This is a genomic window from Streptomyces sp. NPDC001220 (genome assembly GCF_053597895.1).
In genome coordinates this window covers 227,425-250,550 of record NZ_JBSFJE010000014.1, presented here as the reverse complement: position 1 = coordinate 250,550, position 23,126 = coordinate 227,425, and the positions used below count along the sequence as shown (strand labels likewise).

27 protein-coding genes and 1 pseudogene are annotated in these 23,126 nt (G+C 70.9%); 19 read left to right on the top strand and 9 right to left on the bottom strand.

Features of this window, described 5'->3' with window-relative positions:
• Positions 1-22: 22 nt before the first annotated feature.
• Together ACWDGI_RS31335 and ACWDGI_RS31330 are read left to right on the top strand one after the other, a co-directional pair.
• Positions 23-1,027: a zinc-binding dehydrogenase gene (locus tag ACWDGI_RS31335; RefSeq protein WP_450764733.1), complete on the top strand. Its 1,005-nt coding sequence runs from the start codon at positions 23-25 to the stop codon at positions 1,025-1,027.
• A gap of 57 nt (positions 1,028-1,084) precedes the next feature.
• Entirely contained in the window at positions 1,085-1,411 is a 327-nt protein-coding gene (locus ACWDGI_RS31330; RefSeq protein ID WP_450764731.1) for an MmcQ/YjbR family DNA-binding protein, read from the top strand.
• Positions 1,412-1,436: 25 nt separating this feature from the next.
• Here the strand turns inward: ACWDGI_RS31330 and ACWDGI_RS31325 are convergent, their stop codons facing one another.
• Together ACWDGI_RS31325 and ACWDGI_RS31320 are read right to left on the bottom strand one after the other, a co-directional pair.
• On the bottom strand, positions 1,437-2,072 hold the full coding sequence (locus ACWDGI_RS31325) for a TetR/AcrR family transcriptional regulator (protein ID WP_450764729.1): 636 nt from the start codon (positions 2,070-2,072) through the stop codon (positions 1,437-1,439).
• 330 nt (positions 2,073-2,402) lie between these two features.
• On the bottom strand, positions 2,403-3,524 hold the full coding sequence (locus ACWDGI_RS31320) for a hypothetical protein (protein WP_450764727.1): 1,122 nt from the start codon (positions 3,522-3,524) through the stop codon (positions 2,403-2,405).
• A gap of 128 nt (positions 3,525-3,652) precedes the next feature.
• Between ACWDGI_RS31320 and ACWDGI_RS31315 the strand changes: the two genes are divergently transcribed.
• The 3 genes from ACWDGI_RS31315 to ACWDGI_RS31305 are packed head-to-tail and all read left to right on the top strand — an operon-like array spanning position 3,653 to position 6,747.
• On the top strand, positions 3,653-5,881 hold the full coding sequence (locus tag ACWDGI_RS31315) for a TIR domain-containing protein (protein WP_450764725.1): 2,229 nt from the start codon (positions 3,653-3,655) through the stop codon (positions 5,879-5,881).
• Positions 5,878-6,192: a RyR domain-containing protein gene (locus tag ACWDGI_RS31310; protein WP_450764723.1), complete on the top strand. Its 315-nt coding sequence runs from the start codon at positions 5,878-5,880 to the stop codon at positions 6,190-6,192. The genes ACWDGI_RS31315 and ACWDGI_RS31310 overlap by 4 nt, the downstream gene beginning before the upstream one ends.
• Positions 6,193-6,204: 12 nt before the next feature.
• The gene (locus tag ACWDGI_RS31305) at positions 6,205-6,747 is read left to right on the top strand and encodes a hypothetical protein (protein WP_450764721.1); all 543 of its coding nucleotides are present in this window, start codon (positions 6,205-6,207) and stop codon (positions 6,745-6,747) included.
• A gap of 205 nt (positions 6,748-6,952) precedes the next feature.
• On the opposite strand, the gene ACWDGI_RS31300 is transcribed toward ACWDGI_RS31305, so the two are convergent.
• From ACWDGI_RS31300 to ACWDGI_RS31285, 4 genes and pseudogenes are all read right to left on the bottom strand, one after another.
• Positions 6,953-7,096 (bottom strand): hypothetical protein, encoded by a 144-nt coding sequence (locus tag ACWDGI_RS31300; RefSeq protein ID WP_450764852.1) that lies wholly within the window; start codon positions 7,094-7,096, stop codon positions 6,953-6,955.
• A gap of 381 nt (positions 7,097-7,477) precedes the next feature.
• A pseudogene (locus ACWDGI_RS31295) lies at positions 7,478-7,642 on the bottom strand (alpha-hydroxy-acid oxidizing protein); the annotation flags it as partial.
• The gene (locus ACWDGI_RS31290; RefSeq protein ID WP_450764719.1) at positions 7,639-8,118 is read right to left on the bottom strand and encodes a VOC family protein; all 480 of its coding nucleotides are present in this window, start codon (positions 8,116-8,118) and stop codon (positions 7,639-7,641) included. The pseudogene ACWDGI_RS31295 and the gene ACWDGI_RS31290, both read right to left, overlap by 4 nt.
• 362 nt (positions 8,119-8,480) lie before the next feature.
• The gene (locus ACWDGI_RS31285) at positions 8,481-8,810 is read right to left on the bottom strand and encodes a hypothetical protein (RefSeq protein ID WP_450764717.1); all 330 of its coding nucleotides are present in this window, start codon (positions 8,808-8,810) and stop codon (positions 8,481-8,483) included.
• 202 nt (positions 8,811-9,012) lie between these two features.
• Between ACWDGI_RS31285 and ACWDGI_RS31280 the strand changes: the two genes are divergently transcribed.
• From ACWDGI_RS31280 to ACWDGI_RS31270, 3 genes are read left to right on the top strand one after another with little or no spacing between them, the layout of a single operon-like run.
• The gene (locus ACWDGI_RS31280; RefSeq protein ID WP_450764715.1) at positions 9,013-10,338 is read left to right on the top strand and encodes a sensor domain-containing protein; all 1,326 of its coding nucleotides are present in this window, start codon (positions 9,013-9,015) and stop codon (positions 10,336-10,338) included.
• Positions 10,329-10,973 (top strand): response regulator transcription factor, encoded by a 645-nt coding sequence (locus ACWDGI_RS31275; RefSeq protein ID WP_383706327.1) that lies wholly within the window; start codon positions 10,329-10,331, stop codon positions 10,971-10,973. The genes ACWDGI_RS31280 and ACWDGI_RS31275 overlap by 10 nt, the downstream gene beginning before the upstream one ends.
• Before the next feature lie 16 nt (positions 10,974-10,989).
• Entirely contained in the window at positions 10,990-11,736 is a 747-nt protein-coding gene (locus ACWDGI_RS31270; RefSeq protein ID WP_450764713.1) for a DUF4097 family beta strand repeat-containing protein, read from the top strand.
• A 69-nt stretch (positions 11,737-11,805) separates the two neighbouring features.
• Here the strand turns inward: ACWDGI_RS31270 and ACWDGI_RS31265 are convergent, their stop codons facing one another.
• The gene (locus tag ACWDGI_RS31265; RefSeq protein WP_450764711.1) at positions 11,806-12,015 is read right to left on the bottom strand and encodes a hypothetical protein; all 210 of its coding nucleotides are present in this window, start codon (positions 12,013-12,015) and stop codon (positions 11,806-11,808) included.
• 341 nt (positions 12,016-12,356) lie between these two features.
• Here ACWDGI_RS31265 and ACWDGI_RS31260 point away from each other — a divergent pair, with 341 nt between their 5' ends.
• From ACWDGI_RS31260 to ACWDGI_RS31230, 7 genes are all read left to right on the top strand, one after another.
• Complete coding sequence (locus ACWDGI_RS31260) at positions 12,357-12,536, top strand: hypothetical protein (protein WP_450764709.1); 180 nt, start codon at positions 12,357-12,359, stop codon at positions 12,534-12,536.
• Positions 12,537-12,747: 211 nt separating this feature from the next.
• Entirely contained in the window at positions 12,748-12,915 is a 168-nt protein-coding gene (locus ACWDGI_RS31255) for a hypothetical protein (RefSeq protein WP_450764707.1), read from the top strand.
• A 211-nt stretch (positions 12,916-13,126) separates the two neighbouring features.
• Complete coding sequence (locus ACWDGI_RS31250; protein ID WP_450764705.1) at positions 13,127-13,471, top strand: hypothetical protein; 345 nt, start codon at positions 13,127-13,129, stop codon at positions 13,469-13,471.
• Between the two features lie 213 nt (positions 13,472-13,684).
• The gene (locus ACWDGI_RS31245) at positions 13,685-14,296 is read left to right on the top strand and encodes a class I SAM-dependent methyltransferase (RefSeq protein WP_450764703.1); all 612 of its coding nucleotides are present in this window, start codon (positions 13,685-13,687) and stop codon (positions 14,294-14,296) included.
• Between the two features lie 455 nt (positions 14,297-14,751).
• On the top strand, positions 14,752-15,816 hold the full coding sequence (locus tag ACWDGI_RS31240; RefSeq protein WP_450764701.1) for a Rieske 2Fe-2S domain-containing protein: 1,065 nt from the start codon (positions 14,752-14,754) through the stop codon (positions 15,814-15,816).
• Complete coding sequence (locus ACWDGI_RS31235) at positions 15,813-15,983, top strand: hypothetical protein (RefSeq protein ID WP_450764699.1); 171 nt, start codon at positions 15,813-15,815, stop codon at positions 15,981-15,983. Before ACWDGI_RS31240 ends, ACWDGI_RS31235 begins: the two co-directional genes overlap by 4 nt.
• Positions 15,980-16,927, top strand: coding sequence for a PDR/VanB family oxidoreductase (locus ACWDGI_RS31230; protein ID WP_450764697.1), 948 nt, complete (start codon positions 15,980-15,982; stop codon positions 16,925-16,927). The genes ACWDGI_RS31235 and ACWDGI_RS31230 overlap by 4 nt, the downstream gene beginning before the upstream one ends.
• On the opposite strand, the gene ACWDGI_RS31225 is transcribed toward ACWDGI_RS31230, so the two are convergent.
• Positions 16,878-17,453, bottom strand: a complete 576-nt coding sequence (locus ACWDGI_RS31225; protein ID WP_450764695.1) for an IclR family transcriptional regulator domain-containing protein — start codon at positions 17,451-17,453, stop codon at positions 16,878-16,880. The two genes, ACWDGI_RS31230 and ACWDGI_RS31225, sit on opposite strands and share 50 nt — an antisense overlap.
• A 132-nt stretch (positions 17,454-17,585) precedes the next feature.
• Between ACWDGI_RS31225 and ACWDGI_RS31220 the strand changes: the two genes are divergently transcribed.
• From ACWDGI_RS31220 to ACWDGI_RS31205, 4 genes are read left to right on the top strand one after another with little or no spacing between them, the layout of a single operon-like run.
• Positions 17,586-18,551: an ABC transporter substrate-binding protein gene (locus ACWDGI_RS31220; RefSeq protein ID WP_450764693.1), complete on the top strand. Its 966-nt coding sequence runs from the start codon at positions 17,586-17,588 to the stop codon at positions 18,549-18,551.
• 5 nt (positions 18,552-18,556) lie between these two features.
• The gene (locus tag ACWDGI_RS31215; RefSeq protein WP_450764848.1) at positions 18,557-19,330 is read left to right on the top strand and encodes an ABC transporter permease; all 774 of its coding nucleotides are present in this window, start codon (positions 18,557-18,559) and stop codon (positions 19,328-19,330) included.
• Entirely contained in the window at positions 19,327-20,103 is a 777-nt protein-coding gene (locus ACWDGI_RS31210) for an ABC transporter permease (RefSeq protein WP_450764691.1), read from the top strand. Before ACWDGI_RS31215 ends, ACWDGI_RS31210 begins: the two co-directional genes overlap by 4 nt.
• Positions 20,104-20,127: 24 nt before the next feature.
• Positions 20,128-20,943, top strand: a complete 816-nt coding sequence (locus tag ACWDGI_RS31205) for an ABC transporter ATP-binding protein (protein ID WP_450764689.1) — start codon at positions 20,128-20,130, stop codon at positions 20,941-20,943.
• Here the strand turns inward: ACWDGI_RS31205 and ACWDGI_RS31200 are convergent.
• Positions 20,912-23,089 carry a discoidin domain-containing protein gene (locus tag ACWDGI_RS31200; protein ID WP_450764687.1) on the bottom strand — a complete coding sequence of 726 codons (2,178 nt, stop codon included), beginning with the start codon at positions 23,087-23,089 and terminating at the stop codon, positions 20,912-20,914. The two genes, ACWDGI_RS31205 and ACWDGI_RS31200, sit on opposite strands and share 32 nt — an antisense overlap.
• Between the last annotated feature and the right edge of the window lie 37 nt (positions 23,090-23,126).

Here is a 23,126-nt window from a genome sequence, read left to right as displayed (position 1 = left end):
ACCAGCGCACAGGAGGAGAACCATGAACCGTCGTGTCGTCTGGACCCGCAGCGGGACGCCCGCCGACGTCCTGACCGTCGTCGAGGAGCCCGAACCGGAAGCACCCGTGCACGGCCAGGTCCTCATACGCGCCACGGCCTTCCCGGTCCACCCCGGTGATCTCCTGGGCCTCGGCGCCTTCCCCGCGACGGCTGCGGAGCCGATACCGATCGGCGTGGAAGGGACCGGCCTGGTGGAGGCCATCGGCCCGGATACGCACGTGGCTCCGGGCGTCGAGGTCGGCGGCCGTGCGACGGTCTTTCCCCTGCCGGGGGGATGGTCACAATGGATCCTGGCCGGCGCCGAGACGGTCGTCCCCGTGCCTGATGAGCTGTCGGACGACGTCGCCGCGCAGATGCTGACGAACCCGCTCACCGCGGTGATGCTGCGCCGTGAGGCGGAGCATCACCCGGCCCTGGGATACGACGGTTATCTGGTGCAGGCCGCCGCCGGCTCGTCGGTCGGGCGGCTGGTGACCGGTGTGATGCAGTACCACAACGTGGGCCTGGTCAACGTCGTCCGCAGTGACCGTGGTGCCGCCGAGCTGCGCAAGCGGTTCCCGGACGTCCCGGTCGTGGCCACAGAGAATCCGGCCTGGGCCGACGAGGTCCGCAGGGCGGCCGGCGGCCGCCCGCTCAGCGTGGCCTTCGACCCTGTCGGCGGAAAGCTGACGGAAGGCCTTCTGGACCTGTTGGCGCCGGGCGGCAGGCTGGTCGTCTACGGGGAACTCGCCGAGGAGCCGATCTCGGTGCATGCGTCGACGGTGCTTCACCGAGCGCTGACGGTGCGGGGCGCGACCCTCGGCCGGTGGCTGTGGGAGGCATCCGCCGAGAGGCGGGCATCGGACGCGGTCGCCGCGACGCTGATCGCGCTGGCGTTCCAGGACCAGTTCGACGTGGCCGCTACGTACGACCTCGGCGAGCTGGCCACCGCCGTGAAGCACGCGGTGCAGCCCGGCAAGGTCGGCACCGTCCTCATCCGTCCCTAGCAGCCGCTGCCGCCAAGGGCGGAGTCCTGCACATTCCGTCAGGGAAGCGAGGTAGCCATGAACGTGGACGACGTCCGGGAGCTGGCGCTCTCTTTCGCCGGAGTCAGCGAGTCGCGTCCGTTCGCCCCGGACCGCGTGGTGTTCAAGACAGCGGCGAACAACAAGGTGTTCGCCATCCTCAGTGGCCATGAGTTCCCGGACGACCAGGTGACGGTCAAGGCCGATCCGGAACGGGTCACCGAGTTGCAGCACCGCTTCGAGGCAGTGCACCCGGCGTACAAGCTGAACAAGCGGTACTGGGTCAACATTTCGTTGGCGGGCGACGTCCCGGACGAACTGATTCGGGAGCTGATAGAGGACAGCCACGACCTGGTCGCACCATGAGCCCCCGCGTGGGAACAGGTCCGGGTCACGGCGCTGAACGGTCCTCCGGCCGGTCCGGCGCCGGCTCGCTCGTGGACACGCGGGGAAGCAGGGACAAGGCCTGCTCGGCGGCCCCGATGACCACCTCCGGCGCGGCTCCCGCTCTGCCCAGGGCCTCCAGTCCCCGCAGCACGGCGAGGAGCAGGCTTGCGAGCCCGTCCGGGTCCGCTCCGGCATCCAGCGAGCCCTCCTCCTGGGCCCGGGCGAGGCAGTCCGACAGCTCGCTGTGCATTCCGCGGACAGTCGCAGCGATCCGCTCGGCGACGGTCTTGTCGACCGCGGCGAGTTCCGTGGCGCTCCTGGCCATCATGCAGCCGCGCCGCTCCACGTCCCTGCTGATCGCTTCGGAGACGTCGCGCACAAAGCGTTCCAGCTGCGGGAGGGCCGGTCCCGGGCCGCGCAGAGCCGAACGCCAGGTTGCGATCGCGTCGCTGTTGTAGCTGTCCAGGGCCTGCAGGAACAGGGCGTGTTTGTCTCCGAAGGCCCCGTACAGGCTGCCGCGTCCCAAGCCCGTGACGGCACTCAGATCGTCGATGGAGGTTCGGTCGTAACCGTGGGACCAGAACTGGTCGCGAGCAGCCCGAACAACTTCCCCGTCGTCAAACTGCCGAGGCCGGGCCATGGGAAAACTGTACGCCGCGTCCGGGGCATTACGGGGCGAAGACAGGACGGCAAGGGCCTGTTTCCGTCCTACCGCCCCTCTTCGCGGCTGACGGCCCAGCGCGCCGGCACACGGCAACCACGCCCTCACCGACGGCGGACTCCTGCGGCGTCCTACCTCACGGGCCGTTCACGGGCCGCATGGTTAGAACAGATCTGTACTCATGAGTAGAGAACCCGACACGACGTCGAGGAGGACGGGACCCCTCTGATGCCGCACAGCACCGCCAACGCGCGGTCGCGGTGACTCCAGGTCTCGCCAAGGCGGCGCCAGTTGGGGCGGCCGTACCGCTCAGCCGCGCGGACCGTCAGCGCTTGGGGGCCGGGACGCCCCGGGCGCCAGCGGGTCGGGCGGGGGGACGGACGGCGGGCCCGCCGCGCCGGTCCGCAGCCGCTCGAAGACCAGGTCGAAGGTGAAGCCCGCGGTGAAGCCGAGCGGAATGGTGAAGAACAGCAGTCGGCGTACGTCCAGATGGTCGAGGAGGGCGGGGACGGTCAGCAGCTGGGAAGCGAAGTAGAGCAGGACGCAGACCAGCCCGGCACCCAGCCCCCGTACCGCGGCGCGCCCCCAGCGCACATCGCTCTCGAAGGAGTTGCGCAGGATCGCGCCCGCCGCCGAGGCCACCAGCGGGGCGCCCACCAGGACCAGCAGATCCTGGGCGCCCGCCTGCCGCGACTGCCGGGCCGTCACCAGGGCGGCGAGGGAGACCAGCATGCACACGGCCGCCACGGTGAGCCCCCTGGCCGACCGCCGGGCCGCCGTACGTTCGTCCCGCGCGCGTTCCGCGAGGGTGCGCAGCCTGCGTTCCCGCTGTCTGAGCAGACAGGCGACCAGCCGGGAGGCGGACGCCGAGGACCAGTTGTCGCCCATCAGGTGGATGTCGGAGTCGTCCGCGTCGTTGCGGACCTTGTCGAAGTTGATCCACACCTGGCCGGTCCCGCCGCCGAACGCGGCCACCGTCACCAGCGGCAGACGCTGCGCGAGGGCGATGATCCCGGCCACCCTGGTGGACTGGCCGCCCCCCATCAGCAGCACGCCGTCACAGCTCAGCAGGGTGTGGTAGAAGGCCACCTCCCACTCACCACTGCTGTCGCGGAGGATCTCCAGGCTGGCGTGGGCGTCCGGCGCCAGGCCGAAGTCGACGTCGCTGTGGCGCGGTGGGAAGGCCGCCACCCGGCCGGGCTCCGCCTCGGTGCAGGCGTCCGCGTACCCGGCCACGACATCGGTCTCGATGTACTCGGAACTGCTGGAGAAGACGGCCAGATCACAGCCGGCCCGGGCGAGTTCTCTGCCCAGCTGCCGACAGGCCTCGGGAGCGAGATCGGCGGCCTTGAGGGGGTGGGAGAAGGTGCGACCGGGGTCGGTGCTGCCGATGACGGCTATGAGAGGACGCGCGGAGTGCGGCGAAGTCATATACCAGTCTAGGCAGTTGCCTCTGATATGTCTCGACTGGTTCAGCTGGTTTTCGCCGCATTTTTTGGAGTTCGGGGTGTAGCCGGGGATGTGCGGGGGGATGGGTGAGCCGACGGCGGGGAGAAGAGATGGCAGGCGTCAGCCGGATACCGGCCTATTTCAGTCACAGCTACTGGGCAGAGGACCGGGAGCTGAACGAGCACTTCTGGAACCTCTTCTGGAACGAGGGCTTCACCTTCGCGGTCGACCCGAAGACCAATCCCCTCTCGCCCACCCATCTGGAACTGATGATGGATCAGAGTGCTTGCTTCGTGGGCGTGGTGACTCATCGTCAAGAGGAGCGCCGGTACCGTGCCTCGCCGTTCATGGTGCACGAGCACGACCTCGCGCTCCAGGCGAGGAAGCCCCGGCTCGTGTTCATGGAGACCGGTGTCTCGGCCGGGTTCTTCCCGGTGGCCGACGAGCAGCGCATCGTGTTCAACCGCCGCCAACTCCCCGACGCGGGCGAGGTGAAGCCCGCCGTCGCACGCTTCACCAGCCGGAGCGGTCCGTCCGGCGGCGCCGCCAAAGGACTGCTCGGCACAGTCGGACTGATCCTGCCCGACGACCCCGCGTACCGGGCCGCCGAGCCGCTCATCCGGCGGGCGGTCGAGGACGTCGGATACCGCGCCCGCACCATCAGCCTCGAGTTCGAGGACCTCTTCGAGTTCCTGCTCGCCGTCGACGGATGCGACTTCGTCGTCGTCGACGTCGCCTCCCCCCACGCGGTGCCCTGGGTCTTCCCCATGCTGAGCGGCCGCTTCCGGCCGACCCTCAAACTGATCCACGATCCACCCGACGGCCGGTACGTGTCGCAGCCGTCGAAGCTGGTGAGCGGAGCCGCCCTCCGGGCGGCCGAGCCGGCGGACCGCATCACGGTGCACTGGAGCCACCCGGAGGAACTCGCCGGCCGGGTTCAGGACCTGGTGGCCCGGTTCTACCAGCCACGGCTGGAGTTCGAGACCTACGAGGAGGGCGTCGGATACTTCCGCAGCCTCGGCCGGGCACAGGGCAGCATCTTCCTCAGCAACGCCCGCGGGGACGACGCGCTGGCCCAGCGCGTCGGCCGCAGCCTCGAACTGCAGAACCTGTCGTACTTCCACTACCTGCGCCGCAACACCATCGAGCTCGGTGCCGACTGGCGCAGCCAGCTGTACGCGAACGTGGCCGCGTGCCGGGTGTTCCTGCCGCTCATCAGCCAGCACTACTGGGAGAGCGAGTACTGCCGGGAGGAGTACGACATCGCCGAACGCCTGCGTGCCGACGGCCGGTTGGTGATCCTGCCGTACTTCCTCGGCCCAGGGGTGGCACGGCAGGTCAGCTTCCAGGGCCGGGCCGTCGGCCACCTGTCCCAGGACGAGCAGGTAGCGGTCATCAGCCGTGACGTGGACAACGAGTTCGTCGAGCGCCGCAGGCTGGAGGACCGCGGCGTCACGGCCGTGGAGCGGGGCGCCGCGGCCCGCGCGCCTGCCCCGGGGCGCCGGTGCGACATCGCGCTCATCACGCTCCTGCCCGAGGCCCATGACGCGTTGCGCCGGCATCTGGAGTCCTCCGGTGCGCACATTGAGACCGCACTGCACGGCACCGGATGTGCATGGCTGCGCACCAGCGTCCAGGCCGTGGGCCGCAGCAGCGCCTACGAGGTGGTGGTGGCCCAGCCCTGCGGCGGCCGCGACGGGGTCGGCAACGCCGTCGCCGCCACGATCGAGGAGCACCAGCCCGAGACGGTGGTCTTCGTCGGAGCCTGCTACGCCATCGCCCCCGACCTCGTCCCCGGCGACGTGGTGATCTCCAACCGACTGCACGGCTACACGCACGACGAACTGGAACAGAGCTGTCGGCCCCGCCCCGACCACAGCCACCTGGCGCACGAAGGGGTGGCCGCGCTCGGTGACAGCATGCGCCTCAACTACCCCTACTGGACCGAGAAGGTGTACGAGCGGCCGCCCGGCGGTCCCCGGAACACCGGCCCGCGTGTCGTGGTCGGTCCGATCGCCTCGGGGGACGCGTCCGTCGGCGGCAGCGGTGACCCGGCCCTGCGGCCGTTGATCGGCGCCTGGCCGGGGCTGGCCGCCGTAGAACTCGGGGGTGCGAACGCGGCGGGTGCCGTCACCCAGACCCGCAGGGGCGGCCGGACGCACGTGTCGTTCTCGATGGCGTGCGCGGTGGCCGGCACCGCCACCGACGGCATCTCCGTCAACACGGCCCGGCCGGACCAGGAGAAGGCCTGGAAGCAGTACGCAGCCGACGTGGCCGCCACCCTGATCCTGGAAGCGATCCGGTTGGCATGGCCCAGTCCGCCCAGGAGAGACGGATGATGCGACGGGACAGGCGGCAGCCATGGACGCCCCCACCTCCCAGCACCGTGGACGTGAAGGTCCCCGACAGCCTGCACGCCCTGATCGAGATACTCGCCGAGGAGGCCCACGACAACTGGGCTCGGCAACGTCTTTCCGAGGGCTGGCGGTACGGGCGTCGGTTGAGCCGGCGACGCAGAACGCACCCCCTGCTGGTCCCGTACTCCGCGCTCACCCATGCGCAGCAGGAGGCGGACCGGGTGGTAGCCATGGGGTCGGTGAGGGTGATCCTCCGCCACGGGTACACCCTCCAGGAGCCCGCCGGCCGGTGAAAGGGGCGCTCCATGACGACCATCGCGGTGACCGGGCACATCGACCTGACGACCAGGACCTCCGCCCTGGTGCGCACCGCCCTGGACGAACTGCTGCGGGGCTACGCCGCCGGCGGGGAACTGGTCGGGGTCTCCTGTCTCGCCAGGGGCGCCGACTCTCTCTTCGCGGAGGCCGTGCTCGCCGTCGGCGGCCGGCTGGCCGTCGTCATCCCCTCCCGGGACTACCGGCACGCCCGGGTGCGGCCCGAACACGCGCCCGTGTTCGACCGTCTGGTCGAGGCCGCCCACGACATCGTCGTCCTGCCGATCGAGACCGCCGGCCGCCAGGCGTACGAGGCGGCGAACAGCGTCCTCGTGGAACGCGCCGACCGGCTCGTCGCCGTCTGGGACGGCACTCCGCCCACCGGCAGAGGGGGCGGCACCGCCGACACCGTGCTCGAAGCCCGGGCGGCGGGCATCCCTGTCGACGTGGTGTGGCCCGAGGGGGCCGAGCGAACCCGCCGGAAGTACCACGAGGGCGCCACCGACGGGCGCGCGGATCTGGGTTCCTCGTGATCACCGCGCTGGTTCCAGAGGGGTGTCGCCACCCGTGAGCCGGCTCCTGTGCAGGGGCTGCCGGCTCCCTTCGCTGTCCGTCCTGGTCGCGGCCCTGGTGGAGTTCGACGACGAACGCGCGTGGGGTGCAGCTTCGGGTCGACGAGATCCGTGACCCCGGTGTCACGTCGCAGCGGTGCGGGTGGGACAGGTGGCGTGGCCGGGGTCAGCCGGCTACGGCGTGCTGGTGGCGCTGGTAGAGCACCAAGGCCGCGGCGGTGGGGTCCTGCGCGGTCCACAGGACCCGGCCGATCTCGGAGCAGAACTCCTCACGGCCGGGCAGCGCGATGGGGGTGGTGGGCGCGGTCACGTCACCGGGTTCCTTCCGGGAGGCGGGTGCGGTGGGTGCCGGTGGCGGGCGGGCCCTTGGGGGCGGGGCGGGCCGGACACGGCTGGGCGGGCGGTGTTCAGGGTGGCCTGGACGGCCTTGCGGTCGGTCTTTCCCTTGAGATTGAGGGGCAGTTCGGGCAGGCGCAGCAGGGTGTGGGGCACCATGTAGGCGGGCAGCCGCTCCCGCAGGGCCGCGAGCAGCGGTGCCCAGCCAGCAGGCGCTCCAGCCGAGGTGGGCCAGGGGCGCGGAGACGTCGACCATGACCCGGCGGAAGTCGCCGTGCCTGCCCACGACTTGGTTGTGCGGCACCGCCCCGGTGAAGCGCATCGGCGCGCTGTGCGTTCCGCGCGTTCGGGCCACACCGCGCTCCGGGTCGCCCGCCAGGGCGTGCAGGGCGGGACGGCCCACCAGTGTGGCGTCCGGGCCCGGCGCCAGCGCCGTGAGGGCGTCCGTGCCGCGCCGTACTCCCCCGTCGACCAGGGTGAAAGGATCCTCGGCCACCGGTCCCGGAGCCGCGCCGGTCATTCGGCGTTCAGCCGGTCGCGTTCCACGGCCTCGTAGAGGGCCCTGATGTTGGAGCTGCCGAAACCGCGGGAGCCGCGTCGCTGGATGAGTTCGTAGAAGAGGGTGTTGCGCTCGTGGGGCGAGCGGCTGAACAGCTGGAGCAGATAGCCCCATTCGTCCCGGTCGGCGAGAACGTGGGCGGCCCGCAGAGAATCGATCTCCGAGTGCAGCCCATCGTGCCGTTCGAGGAGCATGTCGTAGTAACTGGCAGGCGTGTTCAGGAACTCCACGCCCCGGCCACGGAACGCGTGCACGGTGGGCACGATGTCGTCGACGAGGAACGCCAGGTGCTGGACGCCCGGGCCCGCGTTGCGTTCCAGGTAGGCGTCGAGCTGTCCGGACCCCAGGCGGGGGTCCGGCGCGACGAGGGTGAAGGTGACACGGCCCGACGCGCTGCGGACGACGATGGAGTCCATGGCCTGTCCTCCGACGTCCACGTACTCCGAGGAGTAGCGGGAGGGCGCCGTAGGCGCGTGCTCACACGTCCGCGGATCCCCGGCCCGCGACGGCGAACAGGGCGAGGCCCGCCTCGCGTTGCAGCAGACCGCGCGGGCCGTCGATCAAGTCGCAGAGGACGTTCTTGAGTTCGGCCGCGTCCTGGATCCAGGCGGCGACGCCCGCCTCGTCGAGCGCGGCCGCATTGGCCGGTCCGTGGCCCGGTATGCAGCGGTAGCTGGCGACGGGCAGGCCGGCGGCGAAGGCCTCGAGCGGTCGTGACCGAGCACTCGGTCGCGGCCGCCCCGCCGTGCGTCAGGGGTACGCACGGAGGGGCGGCCGCAGCCCGGACGCCCGCGGCCCGTTACGAGCGGCGCGGGATCCGGGCGGTCTGGGACAGCGACAGGCAGATGACGGAGGTGGCGGCCCACACCAGGGGGACTGTCCACGGGCTCCACCACATGAACGCCAGCGAGACGGCCGCGGCCGCCAGCTGCGTGACGGTGATCGGCAGCGCAACGTCGCGCCGGTACCGCCTCAGCTGCTCGCCGACGATCTCTTCAACGATCTCTTCGACGATCTCGGCGACCCGGTCGTCGATGGTGTCTTCGTAGTGCACGAGGAACTGCTCGATGTCGTCGGTCCTGCCGGCCGGGCAGGGGCGGCCGGCGGCGCTCGAGTGTCGATCGGTCATGTCCCCACCATGTCGCACCGGGCGGCGACGGGTCGGCAGCGTGAACCCACCGGCCGGACGGGGGGTAAACCCTACCCCCCACTCGTGGGCTCTCCTCGCTGTCGACGGGTGGTCGGGTTGGGTACCGTCCCCTTGTCGAATCGAGGCGCGGACGGTGATCTGGTCGCCGCCCGCACTGCCCACGAGAGCGGGTCCGAAGCAGTTGACCGAGAACATCGCCGGCCGTGCCACCGGCAAAGCCCGGACAGTCGCCCGGCCACCCCGCGAGGTGATGCCGGACAATCCGCTGCGCGCGCTGGCCTCCCCCGTGCTGTGGCAGGCGTCGATCCACCTGGCACTTGACGGTCTGGTGGCGCTGGCGGGACTGGCCGTGCTGGTCGTGCTGGTCGTCGCCGTCTGCCTGGCGCCGGCCGGCCTGGTGGGCCTGCCGCTCACGGTGGCGGCGGGGTGGGCACTGTTCCGGCTGGCCGCCGTCGAGCGCGCCCGGTTCGCCGTGACCTGCGGGCTGGAGCTCGACGAGCTGCCGACGCCGGTCTCTTCGTGGCGGTTGGCCAAGTCGCTGCAGTCGCTTATCCACAACCCCTGCACCTGGCGGCTGATCGGCTACTTCGTACTGCTGATGCCGGTGGCGGTGGTGACCGTGGCCGGGGTGGCGCTGATCTGGGCCGTGCCGCTGACCCTGGTGCTGCTTCCGGCCTACTACCGGGGCCTGCCCGGCGGGCAGGCCCAGCTCGGGCCGTTCTTGGTGGATTCCCTGCCCCGGGCGCTGCTGGTCGCGGCCGTGGCACTGCTGGTCGGCGCGGTCCTCTCCCCACTGATCGTCAAACTCCTGCTGGCGCTGGACACCGCGCTGGCCGTCGCACTGCTCTCCCGGCCCCGCGGCATGGAACTGGAGCAGCGGGTCAACGATCTGACGGAGAGTCGAGCCCGGGTGCTGGACGCCGCCGAGGCGGAGCGCAAACGGATCGAGCGGGACCTGCACGACGGCGCCCAGCAACGGCTGGTGGCGATGTCGATCACCCTGGGCCGGGCCAACTCGCGGTTGAAGAAGTCCGGTGACCACGAGACCAACAAGCTGGTCGAGGACGTCCGGCGGGAAACCCTCAGCACCATCGCCGAGTTGCGCAACCTGGCCCGTGGCCTGCACCCGCCGGTGCTGACCGACCGCGGCCTGGAGGCGGCGCTCTCCGCCGTCGCCGCGCTGGCTCCGGTGCCGGTGCGCCTTGACGTCCTGGTGGAGCCGCGCCCCTCCTCCACCATCGAGGCGGTCGCCTACTTCACGGTGACCGAGGCGCTCACCAATGTGGCCAAACATGCTCATGCGACCCGCGCTTGGGTGGAGATCCGGCGGGAGGGCGCCCGATTGGAAGTCAAGGTTGGCGATGACGGGCGTGGCGGAGCCGATCTGGGGGTCGGCACGGGTCTGGCTGGTCTGGCGGACCGGGTGTCCGGGGTGGACGGGCGGTTCCGGCTCAGCAGTCCGGTGGGTGGACCGACCGTGATCGAGGTGGAATTGCCATGCGCGTAGTGCTGGCCGAGGACTCCGCGCTACTGCGCCAGGGCATCGAACTGCTGCTCAGCGAACAGGGGATCGAGGTGGTCGCCGCGGTCGGCGACGGGGAGCAACTCCTGCGCGCGGTGGCCGAACACCGGCCGGACGCCTGCGTGACGGACGTCCGGATGCCGCCCACCTTCCTGGACGAGGGCCTGCGCGCCGCACTGGCGGTACGCGCCCGCTGGCCCGAGACCGGCGTCCTGGTGCTCTCCCACTACGTCGAGGAGCGCTACGCCATCGACCTGGTCAACACCAATGACAACGGGGTCGGTTACCTGCTCAAGGACCGGGTATCGGACGCCGAGGAGTTCGTGGACGCGCTGCGCCGGGTCGCCGCGGGCGAGACGGTCCTCGACCCGGAGGTGGTCAAGCAGTTGCTGGCCGGCAGCCGGCAGCGGGATCCGCTGTCCACCCTGACGCCGCGCGAGCGGGAGGTCCTCACGGCCATGGCGGGGGGCCGTTCCAACGCCGGGATCGCGGCCGATCTGGTGATCGGCACGGCGGCGGTGGAGAAGTACATCCGCAGCATCTTCGTGAAATTCGATCTGCAGCAGGAGGCGGGAGACCACCGCCGCGTGCTCGCCGTTCTGCGCTACCTGGGAGCTTGAGATCAGTACCACACCGATGAAGCGCCGCGGGTGCCTCCTCGCAGGGCTGGCCGTCCTCGTCGCGGTCGTCGCCGTGGCCAGTTGGGTCGTGGTCGCCTCGCTTCCGGCGCACCACCCGTACAGCGGCAACTGGCAGCAGGACGCGGCCGGCGCCGGCCAGGTGACGGTCCAGGCCGACGGACTCGGCGTGACGCTGAGCCAGGACGGCTCCTCGCAGGTCACGGTGGCCATGAGCGGCAGCTACACGGGCCATGTCCCGCAGGTCTCCGTCACCCGGTCCGGGACGGACGTCACGGTCACCGCCGACTGCTCCAACGACTGCTCGGGGCACCTGCAGATCACGGTGCCGGCCGGCCTGGCCGCGCAGGTGAGCACCGGGGACGCCGGGATCCGGGCGAAGGGCCTGACCGGCCGACTGGATCTGACCACCGGGCTGGGCGGGGTCGAGGTGGACCAGTCGTCCGGCCCGCTGAACGTGCGGAGCACGTACGGCGCGGTGACCCTCGCCGACAGCAGCGCCCCGAAGGCCGAGGTGATCACCACCGACGGCACGGTCAGGGCCTCCTTCACGGCGGCACCCGCCTCCCTGAAGGTCACCACGGGCTACGGCGGGGTCGACCTCAAGGTGCCTCACGACGCCACCTACCACGTCGACGCGCAGAGCTCCTGGTCGTCGCCGAGCGTCTCGCTGCCGAACACCGCCACGGACGCGCCGCACAGCGTGGTGGTGAAGACCACGCGCGGCGGCATCACGGTGCACTGAGCACGCCCGTGCCGCGAACGACGGTGGCGCCCCCGGGAGATCACGGGGGCGCCACCGTCGTTCGGACGATCAGCCGGCGACCAGCGAGGGGTCGACGACGATCTTCGCGTGCCGCTCCGGCTCGCCGAGTCCGGCGATCGCCCCGGCCAGTCCGTCCGGGCCGGTGACGCCGGTGCGCGGGGCCTCGCCGGAGGTCGCGCTCAGCAGCCTGCGCACCGAGGCGGCGGGGTCGCGGGCGAGCTCCGCGTCGACCGGCCCGGGCTGCTGGAAGCGCAGCATTCAGAAGTCCTCGCCCGTCCCTCGTTCCGCCGCCCGGCGAACAGGTCCGCGACGGCCTGTACCGAGCCGCGGCGGTCGGCCACGGCCTGCAGCAAGTCTTCGCCGATCGCCAGGGCGACACCGTGTTCGCCGTCCTCTTCGTCTCCCATGCCCGGCTGCGTGACGCCGAGGCGGCCCCACTCGCCGTCTGTACCGCCTACCAGCGCACGGGGGGCGGACGGCTGAGTCATCTCGCCGCCATGGAATCGCAGGCCGATCAGGGCCCGGGGATCCAGGACCGAGACACTCGCACACCACGGCCTGCGGATCACTCTCAACACACGATTCGGGGGAACAGCAGCATGAACACGCACGCACGACGGGCCAACCTCGTGGCCGCGGCCGCCGCCGCACTGGCGGCGATCACCCTCACCCTCGTCACGCCCGCCATCGCATCCGGAGTCAGCGCCACCGCGCAGCCGCGGGCCGCTGCCGCCCCGGCCGACACCACCACTCCGCCCGACAACAACGGCTCGGACTGACAGGGGGGTTATCCATACCCCGGTTCCGTGGGCTGACCACGTGTCCGGCCCCGCCGAACTGCTGTTGGCTGGAGGGCAGATGGTCGGTGCGGGGCGGCGCAGGTGCCCACACCGCAGCGCCACCGCGAACCACCGGTGAAGGCCACCGGCCTTCCCGAGAACGAGGAGCGGAACGATCAATACCTCAAGCCGCACCGCCCGACGGTGCACCATGACGACCGGCGACGGCGCGGTCGACCTCGCGGTGCCCTCGAGCACCGGCTACCGGATCGACGCCCACAGCAGCAGCTCCGCGCCGCAGATCGACCTGCCGAACTCCGACGGCGCGTCGGCCTCCCTCACCGTGACCGCCTCCAACGGCGTCATCCGCATCCACTGAGCGGGCACCACCGCCCCACGCCGACGACCAACGTTGGAGAAGAATCATGCGCCAACCCTCCTCACCCCTGCGCGCCCCGTTAGGCGAGGCCGGCATCAGGGCCTCTGCAGGCGCCTCCTGTTCGGGCTCCGGTGTCCCGCGGACCCTTCCGAAGGCCGCGGCCGCTTCGACGTCCCCCCTGCTGCTTCGCCGGGCGGCCACGGTCCTCACCGTGCTCGGGCTGGCGATGATTCCCTGGCTGGTCTTCCTGTACACCGGGCTGCCGGCCACCGCTCAGGCCTCGCACTGGGCCTGGACGTGGACGGGTCTGGACAGCTTTGAGGCGCTCGGCCTGCTCTCCACCGGACTGCTCCTCAGGCGCGGCGACCGCCGGGCCTGCCTGACCTCCGCCGCGACCTCGGCCCTGCTGCTGGTCGACGCCTGGTTCGACACCATGACGGCTGCCCCGGGTCCGGACTTCCAACTGGCGGTGCTGATGGCGGTCTTCGCCGAGTTGCCGCTGACGGTGGCCTGCGCGGTTCTCGCGACCCGGACCCTCACTCGGCCGGGCCGCTGAGCGGAAGAGCTCGTGACGTGATCGGCGCTTGCGGTCCGGTCCGTCTCGGGAAGTCCCCGGCCTGCCGCAACGGCGGTCCACGGGCGATTCGTTCGGCCCGCTCGGGTCGACTGCCGACAAGGTCGGCGCCGACGCAAGCAGATTGCACACAAACACAACCGATTGACCATCGGTGATACTTCGATGGCCCAATCGGACATTTAAGGAGGAATTATGAGGCATTCGCGGGCATTGATCGGCGCGGGCGCTGCCGCCGCCATCGCCACCTGGTGGTTCACCGACTCCGCGCCGTACCCGTACTCTCAGCGCTGGCTGCTCGACCTGCCGCTGCCGTTCCTGACTCTGAAGCGTCTGGACCACGTGCTGCAGGCCCGGGAGGGCGAGAGGATCCTGGAGATAGGCCCCGGAACCGGCCTGCAGTCGCTGCACGTCGCACCGCAGCTGGGCCCGAACGGCCAGCTGGACATCCTGGACATCCAGCAGGAGATGCTCGACCACGTGGGCCGCCGGGCCAAGGAGCAGGGCGTCGACAACATCGTGCCGAACTGCGCCGACGCACATGAACTTCCGTTTGCGGATGCCTCGTTCGATGCGGCTTACCTGGTGACGGCGCTGGGCGAGATCCCGGATCCGGCGCGTACGCTGGCCGGGCTGCGCCGGGTGCTGAAGCCGTTCGGGCGGCTGGTGGTCGGCGAGTTCTTCGACCGGCATCAGATCCGGCCGTCCTCGCTGATCAGCCTGGCGGAGGGAGCCGGGCTGCGGGTCGCCCGGCTGTACGGTCCGCCGTTCGCGTACTACGCGGTGCTGCGTCCGATCGACGCCTGACGCCGCTCGGGCGGTTCCCGCCCGGCCGAACCGTAGACTGGACGGCCGTAGCCGTAGGGCCCGGCAGCAGCCCGCGGGCGACGAACTCCACGGATCACTGGGGTCCGCGCAGCAGGCGACCGGCGGTGGAAACCCAGGCCAGTGCGGACTGCTCGGCGCCCTGCATGCCTTGCGGGCTTTCAGGGACCCCGGCGCCGTCGGCGGCGAAAGCCGCGGCGAGGCCGGCCACTACCGCCGAGGTCGACGACGGGGCGAACTCCTGGGCCTGCGACGGGCTTCCGCCGAGCAAGTGCCGATGGGGACGCAGAAGATGCGAACGGCTCTGAGCAGGTTCCTCACGGAAGTCCTTCCGCCTGGCAGAAGCCGCCTTGCCGCGCCGGCACAAGCCTCACGACCCTGGTTCCGACCACGGCACGCGGGGCGCCGGAGCCCCGCCGACAGGGACGGGAACTGCCATGCCGCACATCACCGCGTTCGCCAGGAACCAGTGGTACGTCGCCGCCTACAGTCACGAGGTCGGGCGGGAGTTGCTCGGGCGGACGGTTCTCGGGGAGCCGCTCGTGTTCTACCGCGCCGAGGAGGACGGCCGCCCCGTAGCTCTCAACGACCGCTGTGTGCACCGGCGTTACCCGCTGTCGGAGAGCGGCCTCGACGGTGACCGGATCGTGTGCGGGTACCACGGGTTCACCTACGACCGCACCGGCGCGTGCGTCTACGTGCCGGGGCAGAAACGCGTCCCGCGCACCGCCCGGGTCGCCTCCTACCCGGTGGTCGAGCAGGACTCCCTGGTCTGGGTCTGGATCGGCGATCCCGGGCTCGCCGACCCGGACACCATCCCGCGGGCCCGGCACCTCGACGCCCCGGGCTGGACGACCGTACGGGGCATGGAGCCCATCGACGCGGACCACGGCCTCCTCGTCGACAACCTCCTCGACCTCTCCCACGAGACCTATCTGCACGGCGGCTACATAGGCACCCCGGAGGTCGCCGAGACGCCGATCACCACGGAGGTCGACGAGGGCGCCGGGGTCGTGCGGGTCAGCAGGCACATGGACGACGCCGAGTGCCCGCCGTTCTACGCCCGTTCGACCGGGATCGAGGGGCGGATCACCCGCTGGCAGGACATCGAGTACCACGCGCCCTGTCTGTATCTGCTGCACAGCCGGATCGCACCGGTCGGCGTGGTGCCGGAGGCCGACGGCAGCGACCCGAGCGGCTTCCACACCGAGATCACCTACGCGATCACCCCGTCCTCGGACGGCAAGGTGTACGACTTCTGGATGGTCTCCCGGGACTGGGCGACCGACGACACCGAGGTCACCGACTTCCTGCGGACCAACAACCACACGGTGGTCATGCAGGACGTGGACGCCCTCAACCTCCTGCAGCGGACGCTCGGTTCGGAGCGGGCCGGCTACCAGGAGCTGAGCATCAACATCGACACCGGCGGTCTCGCCGCCCGCCGTATCCTCGCCCGGCTGGTCGAGGAGGGCGACAAGCCCGCGGAGAAGATCCTGTGAACACGCCGACCGGTGAGATCTACCGCATCGACTGGCTGCCGGGCACCGACGTGCTGCACGGCACCTGTCACTGCGGAGCCGAGCACACCGCGCAGGACCCGGTCGAGATGTGGGAGTGGATGCTCGGCCACCCCGAAGGACACCGGCCCCCGGAGCGCACGACATGAGCCTGTACGAAGCCGAACTGGTCGTCGGTGAGCGGGCGTTCGCGGCCGATGGGGTCGTCTTGCTCACCCTTCGGCATCCGCTCGGCGAGGAACTTCCGCACTGGGAGCCGGGGGCGCACGTCGATGTCGTGGTCGGGCCCGGGCTGGAGCGGCAGTTCTCGCTGTGCGGGGATCCCGGGGACCGTTCCGGATGGCGGGTCGCGGTGTTGCGGGAGCCCGACGGGCGGGGCGGATCCGCCTTCGTGCACGACCGGTTGCGCGTCGGCGGCAAGGTGCGGGTGCGCGGCCCGCGCAACCACTTCCGGCTGGAGCCGGCCCCGCGCTACCGGTTCGTCGCGGGCGGTATCGGCATCACCCCGATCCTGCCGATGCTGGCCGCCGCCGAGGCCGCGGGCGCCGAGTGGACCCTGCTGTACGGCGGCCGGACCCGGCGGTCCATGGCGTTCACCGGTGAACTGGCGCGCTACGGCGGGGAGCGGGTCACCGTCGCCCCGCAGGACGAGACCGGTCTGCTGGACCTCGGTCCGGTACTGGACGACGTCCCGGACGGCACCCTGGTGTACTGCTGCGGTCCGGGGCCGCTGCTGGACGCGGTGGAGGAGCACTGCCCGGCGGGCGTCCTGCGGGTGGAGCGGTTCCGGCCGAAGACCCGACAGGACGGCGAGGACGGCGCGGACGGCGGGTTCGAGGTCGTCCTCGGGCGGAGCGGTCGTACCCTCACCGTCGCACCCGGGGTCTCCGTGCTCGACACCGTCCGGGGCGCCGGGGTCGAGGTGCTCTACTCCTGTACCGAGGGCACCTGCGGAACGTGCGAGACGGATGTCCTCGAAGGCGACCCGGACCACCGGGACTCGGTGCTCTCCGAGGAGGAGCGGGCGGCCGGGGAGACCATGCTCATCTGTGTGTCGCGGTGCCGAGGGGAGCGTCTGGTGCTCGATCTGTGATCCGCAGGTCCGCCTCGATCCGCGCCACCGCCGCGACCAGCGGCGGCAGCAGGTCGCGGCGGACCGCGGCGGTGGGCATCCGGCCGGAGTGCACCGCCAGGGCCACCCCGGCCACCACCTGGCCGCTCCGGTCCCGCACCGGGGCGGCCAGTGTGCTGACGCCGTCCTCCAGGTCGTCCTCGAACAGGGCGTATCCCTGACGGGCCATCACCTCCGCGTCGGGCAGACCGGACGCGCCGGGCCCGGACGCGTGGGCGAGCAGGACCGCCCCCGCCACCGTCCGGTGGGCCGGACAGCGCGTCCCCACCGCCAGGGTCGCCGCCATCACCCGCCGGGCCGGGGCCGCCGCGACATGCACGACCACCTCCGCGTCCAGCACGCAGAGTGAGGCCGACTCCCCCGTCAGCGCGGTGAGTTGCTCCAGATGCGGCTGCGCGAGGCTCGGCAGGTCCAGGCCGGTGAGGTAGGCATAGCCGTGGCCGACACCCGGAACACGGTGGGAGCGCGATTCGGTAACTGTCAACAATTTTGTCAGCCAAGCCCATTGACCCGCTCCTCCGGCCGGTTCTACCGTCCCGCTGAGCACTCCCCGATCGAGCACCACTGTGCGCGGTGCGCACACCCTGTCGGAACACCGTTGTCTGCACAGGAGGAGCCCATGCGTCGTCTGCTCGCCGGTCTCGCGGCCGCCACCATCCTGCTCACCACGGCGGCCTGCGGCTCCTCCGGGGGCTCGTCGTCCGCATCGACCTCGCCGGGCGGCGCCACCACCGTCAAGGTGGGCATCATCCCCATCGTCGACGTGGCCCCCCTCTACCTCGGGCAGAAAAAGGGCTTCTACAGCAAGCGTGGCCTGAAGCTGTCGATGACGCTCGCGCAGGGCGGCGCGGCCATCGTACCGGGTGTGACGAGCGGTCAGTTCCAGTTCGGCTTCAGCAACATGACCTCGCTGATGATCGCCCGGTCCAACGACGTACCGGTGCAGGCGATCGCGAACGGCGTGGCCTCGACCGGCGTGGCGGGCAAGGACTTCGGCGGGCTGGTCGTGAAGAAGGGCAGCAGCATCACCTCGGCGGGGCAGCTGGAGGGCAGGAAGGTCGCCGTCAACACGCTGAAGAACATCAACGAGACCGCGGTCCGCGAGTCGGTGCGCAAGGCGGGCGGCGACCCCGGCAAGGTGAGCTTCGTCGAGCTGGCCTTCGACCAGATGCCGGCCGCGCTCGACAGGGGGCAGGTCGACGCGGCGATGGCGGTCGAACCGGCGCTCGCCACCATGAAGCTCCAGGGCGCCGCCGAGATCGCCTCGCCGCTGGTCGACGTCGCGAAGAACCTCACCGTGGCCATGTACTTCACCTCGACGTCGTACGCGCGGAAGAACCCCGACGTCGTGAAGAAGTTCCAGGAGGCCACGGCCGAGTCGCTGGCCTACGCGGACGCGCACCCGGACGAGGTCCGGGGGATCGTCACCACCTACACCAAGACCCCCGCGGACGTGCTGGCCGCGGTGACCCTGCCGAAGTGGCCGGCCGACCCGAACCGTTCGTCGATCGACACCCTGGAGAAGCTGAGCGAGCAGGACGGCCTCTTCAAGACGGCACCCGACCTGGACAAGCTGCTGCCGTGAAGGACGTGAAGGGGCTGAACACCGCACTCGGTGCGGCCGGGCTCGCGGCCTTCCTCGCCCTCGGCGAGGCGGTGCCGCGGCTCGGTCTGGTCAAGGCGGACTACTTCCCGCCGACCAGCCGGATCGCCCGTGCCCTGGGCACCGAACTCGGCGACGGGGCCTTCTGGTCGGCGCTCGGCGACACCCTCACCGGCTGGGCCGCGGGCCTGGCCATCGCGGTCGGCGCCGGCATCGTGGCGGGCGTCGTCCTCTCGGTCGTCCCGCATCTGCGCGAGGCCACCGCCTCCACGGTCGAGTTCCTCCGCCCGATCCCCTCGGTCGCCCTGATCCCCCTCGCCATCCTGCTCTACGGCACCGAACTCCGCTCGGTCCTCCTCCTCGTCGTCTACGCCTCCTTCTGGCAGGTCCTGATCCAGGTGATGTACGGCGTCCAGGACGTCGACCCGGTCGCCGAGGAGACTGCGCGGTCGTACGGACTCGGCACCTGGGCCCGGGTCCGCCATGTGCTGTGGCCGACCGCGCTGCCGTATGTGATGACCGGCGTCCGGCTGGCCGCCGCGGTCGCCCTGATCCTCACCATCACCGCCGAACTGGTCATCGGTGCGCCGGGGTTGGGCCAGCAGATCGCCGTCGCGCAGACCTCGCAGGCGGTGCCGGACATGTACGCCCTGATCGTGGTCACCGGTCTGCTGGGCCTGATCGTCAACGTGGGCGCCCGGTCGGTGGAACGGCGGGCGCTGGCCTGGCACCAGTCGGTGCGCGGGGAGGTGGCGGTATGAGGCGGCTGCTGCTCACGGCGGTGTACCTGCTGGCCTTGCCCGCGGTGCTGGTCGCGCTGTGGTGGGTGGCCTCCGACGGCAGCACGAACGTCTACTGGCCGCCGCTGCGCACCATCCTGAAGAGCTTCCCGGACGTCTGGACCGGGCGGCGGCTCCGCGACGACCTGCTGCGCAGTGTGCTGCGGCTGCTCGCCGGATACGCCACGGCGGCCGTGCTGGGCATCGGCCTGGGCACGGTCATCGGCTCCTACCGGCGGGTGCGGGCGGTCTGCGAGCCCGTCCTCGAATTCCTGCGGGCGGTGCCGCCGCCCGTCCTGGTCCCGGTCATCATGCTGTTCGCGGGCATCGGGGACTCCATGAAGATCGTGGTGATCGCCAGCGGCTGCGTCTGGCCGATCCTGCTCAACACGGTCGAGGGCGTACGGGCGGTGGACCCGGTGATGGCGGAGACGGCCCGTTCCTACGGCATCACGGGCCTGGCCCGGCTGCGTACGCTGGTACTGCGTTCGGCGAGTCCGCAGATCTTCGCGGGCCTGCGGCAGGCGCTGTCGATCGGGATCATCCTGATGGTCATCAGCGAGATGTTCGCGGCCAGCAACGGGCTCGGCTTCACCATCGTGCAGTTCCAGCGCGGCTTCGCGATCCCCGACATGTGGACCGGGATCCTGCTGCTGGGCCTGCTCGGCTTCGCGCTCTCGGTGGTCTTCCAGCTGGTCGAGCGGCGGGTGCTCGGCTGGTACCACGGGCTGCGCGCGACTACCCGGCGGCCCTGAGTGAGCATCGTGAAGGAGCGGTCCATGCTCGACGTACGCGGCCTGAAGAAGGTCTACGACGGTTCCGGCCGCCGCATCGAGGCGGTGCGGGACCTCACCTTCACCGTGGAGGCGGGCGAACTCGTCTGTCTCGTGGGCCCGTCAGGCTGCGGCAAGACCACTCTGCTCAAGTGCATGGGCGGCCTGCTCACCCCGACCGGTGGTGAAGTCCTCCTGGAGGGCCGGAAGGTGACCGGGCCGCAGCCCGGGACGGCGTTCGTCTTCCAGGAGTACGGTCGCAGCCTGTTCCCCTGGATGCGGGTCGGGGACAACGTCGAACTCCCGCTGAAGCAGAAGCGGTTGACGCGGCAGCGGCGCAGGGAACTGGTCTCCGGCGCGCTGCGCTCGGTCGGCCTCGCGGACGCCGCCGGCGCCTATCCCTGGCAGCTCTCGGGCGGTATGCAGCAGCGGGTCGCGATCGCCCGGGCCCTCGCCTACGAACCCCGGGTCCTGCTGATGGACGAGCCGTTCGCCGCCGTCGACGCCCAGACCCGGGCCGATCTGGAGGATCTGGTCCGCGGGCTGTGGCGGGAGCGCGGGATCACGATCCTGTTCGTCACCCACGACATCGACGAGGCGGTCTATCTGGGCGAGCGGGTGATCGTCCTGTCTGCCTCCCCGACCGTCGTCCAGGAGCAGCTGAAGGTCGATCTGCCGGAGCGGCGAGACCAGTTGCACACCCGGGTCGCCCCGCGCTTCGCCGAACTGCGCACCCATGTCTACGAGCAGATCCAGGCGGCGAAGCGCGGGGCTCCCGACGCGGCCGGGGTCACGACGTCAGATACGCCTCCACCTCGCTGAACTGCGCGGCCGGCCAGCCGTTGTTGGCGGTGACGGTCAGCCGCAGATAACGCAGGTTGGTGCTGCCGGGCAGGGCGACGGTGACGGTGTTGCCGGTGGCCGGGTCGAACCGGTAGCCGGTGGACCCCACGACGGTCGAGTAGTTCGAGCCGTCGGTGCTGCCCAGCACGGTGACGGTCTGGGTGCGCGCGCCCCAGGCCGAGGACGGCGGCAGCTTCAGCACCAGCCGGCGGGCCGCGTAGGAGGAGCCCAGGTCGACGGTCAGCGACTGCGGGAAGGCGTTGTTGGCGGACTCCCAGTAGCTGTTGGCGTCGCCGTCGACCGCCTTGCCGGGCGTGTACACGTCCTGCGAGCCGGTGGCGGTCGCCGGGCGGCCCTTGGCGAGGTTGCGGCCGGGGTCGGGGTCGGGGTTGCCGGTGCCGGGCTGCGGCCAGCTGGAGCAGTCCGACCAGGTGCTGGACCAGCCGGAGTTGCCCCCGCCGTCGGTCAGCGCGAAGGAGCCGGAGCCCGCCGGGTAGGGGCAGTTGTAGATGCCGGCCGCGCCGACCCCGGTGGCGGTGACGTTGCGGAAGGTGGCGGCGCCCTGCGCCTCGGCCTGGACGACGACCGTCCCGGTGTTGCGCACGGTCGCGCCGGTCACGTTGACGTTCCGGACCGGGTATCCCTGGCCGCCACCGGAGACGAACTCGAAGGCGCTGTACGGGCTGTCGGTGATCGTGGTGTTGGTGATGTCGACCGTGGCGTTGATGGCGCTGTCGTAGGAGTCGACGCGCAGGGCGCCCATCGGGTGGTTCCAGTTGGGGTTGATCGCGCCGGTGCGGACCAGTGTGTTGCCGTCGACGGTGATCGTCCCGGACAGCGGTGAGAACGGATCGGCGAACTTCTGGTTGGAGATCGCGATACCGCTGCCCAGCGCGTTGGTGTCGGAGATCAGGTTGTTCCGTACGGCGATGTCGGTGCCGCCGTAGATGGCGATGCCGTTGGCCAGGTTCGGCTGGGAGATGGTGTTGCCGGTGAAGCTGGAGTTGGTGTCCGGCGAGTACAGCGACCACATGGCCAGGGAGTCGTCGCCCTGGTTGCGCAGGAAGTTGTTGCGCACCTGGACGCCGTGGGCGGTGCCGTTGAGGTTGAGGCCGTCGGCGGTGGTGTCGAGGATGCGGTTGTTCTCGACGACCAGGTTGTCGTTGTTGCCCGTCAGCCAGAAGCCGCACTTGAGGTGCTGGATCCACATACCGGAGACCGAACTGTTCGGCCCCAGCGACCCGTTGACGAAGTTGTCCGGGTTGGAGTCGACGCGTTCGGTGACCTCGCCGAGCACCGCGAAGTTGTTGATGTGGACGTTCCCGGCGGAGCTGGACTGGTCGATGAAGCGCGAGGTGTGCACCACCGAGTACCAGCTGCCGGCGCCCTGGAGGGTGACGTTCTGCACGCCGCTCAGGGAGGACGTGAGCTTGTAGTCGCCCGGCGGGATCCACACCGTCCCGCCCTGGGCGGCGGCGATGGCGTCCCGGAAGGCCTGGGTGGAGTCGCCGTTGCCGCTGGGGTCGGCGCCCTTGGAGGTGACCGAGACCGACCCGGCGGGCTGGGCGGCGGCGCCGGCCACCTGCTCGAAGTCGGCCACGTCGACGGTGACCTGGGTGCCGGTGGACTCGAAGGCGACCTTGTCACCCGCCTGGATGTTCTGGCCGAGCAGCAACCGGGCGTTGTCGAAGAAGTGGTGCTGCTTGGCGCCGGCGATCCAGCCGGTGTCGACGTAGGAGTACTTGGAGGTGACGGTCAGGGTCTTCGCCAGTCTGACCCCGTTGACGTACACGTTCAGGGTGCCGGACTGACCGTCGGGGACGCTGGAGGAGACGTTCACGGCGTTGGACGCCTGGGGTGCGGTGAACTCGATCCGCTGTCCGGAGGTGAGGCGCACGGCCTGGCGTCCCGAGGCCTCGGAGGCGAGGGTGCCCTGGGTGTAGTCCGGGCCGATCCTGGTGCCGGTGGTGGTCGCCGCCTCCGCCTCGACCGAGGTGAACGGCAGGCTCGCGCCGGCCGCCGCGTGGGCGGCGGGCGCGACGGCGACGAGCATGCCGGCGGCGAGCGCGACAGCGGCCGCCACTGTTGGCATGCTCCTGACAGACCGGGCTGTGGTGCTGTGCATCTGCTGATCCCTTCGGGGTGGGGGGAGGGGGATAGCG

Bases quoted from the DNA above. Each gene is read 5' to 3' on its own strand.
- ACWDGI_RS31270 (WP_450764713.1), top strand. From the start codon at position 10,990: ATGAAGCGCCGCGGGTGCCTCCTCGCAGGGCTGGCCGTCCTCGTCGCG.
- ACWDGI_RS31255 (WP_450764707.1), top strand. From the start codon at position 12,748: ATGACGACCGGCGACGGCGCGGTCGACCTCGCGGTGCCCTCGAGCACC.
- ACWDGI_RS31310 (WP_450764723.1), top strand. From the start codon at position 5,878: ATGATGCGACGGGACAGGCGGCAGCCATGGACGCCCCCACCTCCCAGC.
- ACWDGI_RS31205 (WP_450764689.1), top strand. From the start codon at position 20,128: ATGCTCGACGTACGCGGCCTGAAGAAGGTCTACGACGGTTCCGGCCGC.
- ACWDGI_RS31230 (WP_450764697.1), top strand. From the start codon at position 15,980: ATGAGCCTGTACGAAGCCGAACTGGTCGTCGGTGAGCGGGCGTTCGCG.
- ACWDGI_RS31275 (WP_383706327.1), top strand. From the start codon at position 10,329: ATGCGCGTAGTGCTGGCCGAGGACTCCGCGCTACTGCGCCAGGGCATC.
- ACWDGI_RS31220 (WP_450764693.1), top strand. From the start codon at position 17,586: ATGCGTCGTCTGCTCGCCGGTCTCGCGGCCGCCACCATCCTGCTCACC.
- ACWDGI_RS31245 (WP_450764703.1), top strand. From the start codon at position 13,685: ATGAGGCATTCGCGGGCATTGATCGGCGCGGGCGCTGCCGCCGCCATC.
- ACWDGI_RS31200 (WP_450764687.1), bottom strand. From the start codon at position 23,089: ATGCACAGCACCACAGCCCGGTCTGTCAGGAGCATGCCAACAGTGGCG.
- ACWDGI_RS31335 (WP_450764733.1), top strand. From the start codon at position 23: ATGAACCGTCGTGTCGTCTGGACCCGCAGCGGGACGCCCGCCGACGTC.
- ACWDGI_RS31260 (WP_450764709.1), top strand. From the start codon at position 12,357: ATGAACACGCACGCACGACGGGCCAACCTCGTGGCCGCGGCCGCCGCC.
- ACWDGI_RS31210 (WP_450764691.1), top strand. From the start codon at position 19,327: ATGAGGCGGCTGCTGCTCACGGCGGTGTACCTGCTGGCCTTGCCCGCG.
- ACWDGI_RS31315 (WP_450764725.1), top strand. From the start codon at position 3,653: ATGGCAGGCGTCAGCCGGATACCGGCCTATTTCAGTCACAGCTACTGG.
- ACWDGI_RS31325 (WP_450764729.1), bottom strand. From the start codon at position 2,072: ATGGCCCGGCCTCGGCAGTTTGACGACGGGGAAGTTGTTCGGGCTGCT.
- ACWDGI_RS31305 (WP_450764721.1), top strand. From the start codon at position 6,205: ATGACGACCATCGCGGTGACCGGGCACATCGACCTGACGACCAGGACC.
- ACWDGI_RS31285 (WP_450764717.1), bottom strand. From the start codon at position 8,810: ATGACCGATCGACACTCGAGCGCCGCCGGCCGCCCCTGCCCGGCCGGC.
- ACWDGI_RS31265 (WP_450764711.1), bottom strand. From the start codon at position 12,015: ATGCTGCGCTTCCAGCAGCCCGGGCCGGTCGACGCGGAGCTCGCCCGC.
- ACWDGI_RS31320 (WP_450764727.1), bottom strand. From the start codon at position 3,524: ATGACTTCGCCGCACTCCGCGCGTCCTCTCATAGCCGTCATCGGCAGC.
- ACWDGI_RS31330 (WP_450764731.1), top strand. From the start codon at position 1,085: ATGAACGTGGACGACGTCCGGGAGCTGGCGCTCTCTTTCGCCGGAGTC.
- ACWDGI_RS31240 (WP_450764701.1), top strand. From the start codon at position 14,752: ATGCCGCACATCACCGCGTTCGCCAGGAACCAGTGGTACGTCGCCGCC.